This is a genomic window from Candidatus Magasanikbacteria bacterium RIFOXYB2_FULL_38_10, from assembly GCA_001783145.1.
Classification (GTDB): domain Bacteria; phylum Patescibacteriota; class Patescibacteriia; order Magasanikbacterales; family UBA10003; genus GWC2-40-17.
The window spans coordinates 2,207-6,164 of the sequence record MFQT01000005.1 but is presented as its reverse complement, the minus strand read 5'-3'; the positions used below and the strand labels follow the sequence as shown (position 1 = coordinate 6,164).

Sequence of the window (3,958 nt, the reverse complement as noted above, 5' to 3'; positions counted from 1 at the left end):
CGAGGTATGCGTGCGCATCACCCAATTTTTGTGATCTTTAATATAAAAAGTATCTTGCATATCGCGGGCCGGATGTGTAGGGGGGATATTCAATGCCTCAAAATTATAATAATCACTTTCCAATTCCGGACCGTCCAAAATCATAAAACCCATAGACGAAAAAAGTTCCTCCAATTTTTTTTGCACAATAGTGTTGGGATGAAAAGACCCAAGATTGCTCTTAATTAAAGACGGCTCCGAAATATCTATTTTTTCTTTGGCTACACTGTTTTTAAAATCAGCCGTTGCTAAATCTTGACGTTTAGTAAAAGCCAACTCTTCCAAAGATTGTTTCACTTCATTAGCCACCCGACCTACCACTGTTTTACTTTCATCAGATAAATCTTTTAAGCCTTTCATTAAATTAGTCAGCTCCCCACTTTTTCGGCCCAAAAATTTATTCTCCCATTCTTCCAAACGTATTTTATCTTTCACTTTATCCAAAGCCTCAAGAGCTTCTTTTTTTAATTGTTGCAATTTTTCTTGCATATTTAAATAACAATTTTATCTAAAAAATTTTGTGCCACAAATTAACAAAAATCCATTTAAAATTTCCCACGTCTTTAATTGTGACAAATAAAACTAAAAGCATTAGAACAGCAAAACCCAGAGTATGAAAAGCATTTTCCATTTTTCTGGCCACCGGTCGACCACGTACTTTTTCTATGAGTAAAAACAAGACACGTCCACCATCTAAGGCGGGGAATGGCAAAATATTTAAGACAGCCAGATTAATAGAAAGTAAAGCCATAAATTGCAAAAGATAACCCAGGCCCAATTTGGCGGCCTTACCTGTTAACACCGCAATTCCCACCGGTCCGGCTAAATTTTCCGTTACTCCGGCGGCGCCTCTAAAAATATTAGCGATTAAAAGGGCAAAGGCCTTAACAACTTCCCAAGCAAAAAATACGGAATCAATAAACCCATGCCAAATAGCCAAATACCAAGGATAAGAGACCACGGCTGTTTCCAAAAGTACTACGCCAATTCCGCCACGGCTGGTTTCTTTAAGTTTGGCTGGAATAATTTCTTTTTGAAACATTTCATTATTTCTTTTGATGGTAAAAAAAACTTTTTGGCCTTCTTTTTGAGACAAATAATTTTGTAAATCAGCCACTTTTAAATTAGATAAAGAATCCAATCCGGCAATCTCGTCCCCTGCTTGCAAACCCGCGTCCTTAGCCGGAAAGCCGGACAAAACGGACATAATTTCTATTTTGGCATCACTAACTTTAGCTCCATAACCCAAATTATCTACGGACTGGGGCAGGCCAATCATATAGCCAACACCCAAAAGAACTGCGGCTAAAACAATGTTCATTAAAACTCCGGCACACAAAACAAAGGTTCTTTGCCAAATTTTTTTATTGATAAAACTATCCGGATCGGTTGACTCTTCTCCGTCTTCACCTTTAATTTTGACAAAACCTCCAAGCGGAATCCAATTTAAAGAATAGATGGTGGAAGAGTTGCCGGGCAGACCTTCTTTATTGCCCCAAACTATTTTCCATTTGGTTTTAGGTTTGATAGTTAAGGAAATATTGTCCACTTCTTTTTCCGCTTCTATAACTATTTTTTCCCTTATATCCTCCTCCACTCCAACTACCACTCTTTGGATACCAATAAAACGTGGCGGAAAACCAAAACCAAATTCATCAACTTTGATGCCGTTTTTTCTGGCCACGACAAAATGCCCAAATTCATGAGCCAAAACCAAAATTGCCAAGACAAAAACAAAAGCCAGCAAAGTTAAAAGCATAATTGCAAGAGTATCTTTCTTTGCCTTTAAAGGCAAATTAAATTTTAAAGTTCTTAATATTTTATCAGCAAATAACAAAAAAAGCAAAGCTGTTCCTTCTTCATAAGGACTTATCTGGGCTTAAATCTGCCGCGTTAAAAAAATTTATAAACTAACTTTTTCCGCTTTAAAAGACCAGCCTAAAAACTTACTGCCTAAACGTTCAAAATCTTCCGGCCGATCAGTGGTTAAAAAACGACACTGACCTTTTTGGGAAAGTTTTTCTTCAATTTCCGGATGACGAAGCAAATAATCTGCCAAAGATTTTTTTTCCGCCTCACCTGGATTAATAATTGTCACCTTTTTACCCATCATAATTTTGATTTCTTTTTGCAAAACCGGATAATGAGTGCAGGCCAAAATTAAAGTATCAATGGCAGATTTTTTTAGAGGTTTTAAATAATAACGAAGAATTTTTTTGGTTTCCAAACGCTTGTCCCAGCCTTCTTCTATTAAAGGCACCAAAAGCGGTGCGGCCTGACTGATAATTTGCAAATCAGCACGGCGTTTTTTTAATTCCGTTTCCAAAGCGCCGGATTTTACCGTGGCCCGGGTCCCTAAAATTCCCACCTTGCCCTTTTTACTTAGCAAGGCAGCGGATTCGGCGGTGGGAATGAGAACTCCTAAAACTTTTTTATTAGGATAATGCGTTGGCAGCCATTCCTGCTGAATTTTACGCAAGGCATTGGCTGAGGCGGAAAAACAGGCCAAAACCACCAATTCACAGCCTTGGCGAAAAAGAAAATCTACCGCTTCGGTAGTAAAGCGGTAGATTGTTTCTGGTGAATGATTGCCATAAGGAGCGCGAGCCGTATCGCCTAGATAAATAAAATCGTAAGCAGACAAAGATACTGAAGTAATTTTTTTTGTGCCGGATTTCACATCAATCTTTTTTGCAAGGCCACTTTTTACGTCCACACCCAGCACTTCTTTTAAAATTGTTAATCCGCCAAAACCAGAATCAAAAAATCCAATCATAGTTTTTACTAGAGAATAAAAATTCTCTTCATTTTTTTAAAATCAATCCAAAGGGCTTTTTATTTTAGCCAAAACATTATTAGCCACTTTAGTATAAATTTGCGTTGTTTGCAACTTGGCATGACCCAATAATTCCTGAATATATCTAATATCCGTACCATTTTCCAGCAAGTGCGTAGCAAAAGAATGCCGCAGGGTGTGAGGTGAAACGGTTTTTTTAATCTCTGCCCTTTGGGCCGCTTGCGCCACAATTTTTTGAATAGTCGCTTCCGTCAGACGCCCACCTACTTTTAAACGCTCTTTTTCACCCGATTCCCTGCTTCTACCTAATCGCGGTACAACAAAATTGCTCGCAACAGGTATTGGTAAAATGCGCCTTTCTCGGCCGTTGGTGAATAAAAAATCATCGGCCGTTTTTATTCTTGCTTGTTTAATTAAAATTTCTTTTAACGAGCCGGGTAAAATTGTCAGCCGATCTTTTTTCCCCTTGCCTTGAAATACTCGTAAAACCATTCTGTCTAAATCAATATCACACATTTTTATGTGAGTTAATTCGCTCACCCGCACGCCGGTGCCATATAACAAACTGATAATACAATGATGTTTGGGATTGGTGGTTGAGCTTATCATTCTTTTGACTTCTTCTTTGGATAAAACAACCGGAATATGCTTTTCTTTGCGCGGATGGGGTAAATTTATAAAAAAATGACGTTGCCAAATTTGTTTGTAATAAAACAGCAACGCGTTATAAGCTACTGATACGGTGCTGGATGAGCGCGTTTCCGCCAAAAAATTCAAATAAGCCTTAATATCTTCCGTTTTTACTTCCCGAGGATATTTTTGGCAAAAAACTAAAAAATTTTTATTGTAAAAGATGTACGATTCTGCTGTTTGACGGCTATAATTGCGGATACGCAATTCCCGCCCTAAATTATCCAGGGTGTTGTCCTCCTTCATATTTATTGATATTATTGTAATGTTATATCCCCCAAGGATATAACACCATTTTCACAAAAATTATATCACATCTTAGCCAACAAAACCACAAGTTGGCATAAAGGTAGTTCGGCAAAATCGCTTCGCTCCTTTTGCCGAATGAGGCGCGCTTACAGCGTTGTCGGCTAGTCGCTTCGCGACATCGCC

3 protein-coding genes and 1 pseudogene (1 of these 4 only partly in view) are annotated in these 3,958 nt (G+C 38.3%); all 4 read right to left on the bottom strand.

Annotation, left to right across the window (positions count from 1 at the left end; all coding sequences use genetic code 11):
* Positions 1-528: pseudogene (locus A2294_03395) on the bottom strand (phenylalanine--tRNA ligase subunit alpha) (it extends 504 nt beyond the left edge of the window).
* Between the two features lie 19 nt (positions 529-547).
* A complete protein-coding gene (locus tag A2294_03390; GenBank protein ID OGH85987.1) occupies positions 548-1,885 on the bottom strand; it encodes an RIP metalloprotease RseP in 1,338 nt (445 codons plus the stop codon).
* 57 nt (positions 1,886-1,942) lie between these two features.
* Positions 1,943-2,815, bottom strand: coding sequence for a glutamate racemase (locus tag A2294_03385; GenBank protein OGH85986.1), 873 nt, complete (start codon positions 2,813-2,815; stop codon positions 1,943-1,945).
* A gap of 42 nt (positions 2,816-2,857) precedes the next feature.
* Positions 2,858-3,772 (bottom strand): hypothetical protein, encoded by a 915-nt coding sequence (locus A2294_03380; GenBank protein OGH85985.1) that lies wholly within the window; start codon positions 3,770-3,772, stop codon positions 2,858-2,860.
* Between the last annotated feature and the right edge of the window lie 186 nt (positions 3,773-3,958).

What these genes read in the sequence shown, in the direction of transcription:
- A2294_03380 (OGH85985.1), bottom strand. Translation starts at nt 3,772, where the DNA reads ATGAAGGAGGACAACACCCTGGATAATTTAGGGCGGGAATTGCGTATC.
- A2294_03385 (OGH85986.1), bottom strand. Translation starts at nt 2,815, where the DNA reads ATGATTGGATTTTTTGATTCTGGTTTTGGCGGATTAACAATTTTAAAA.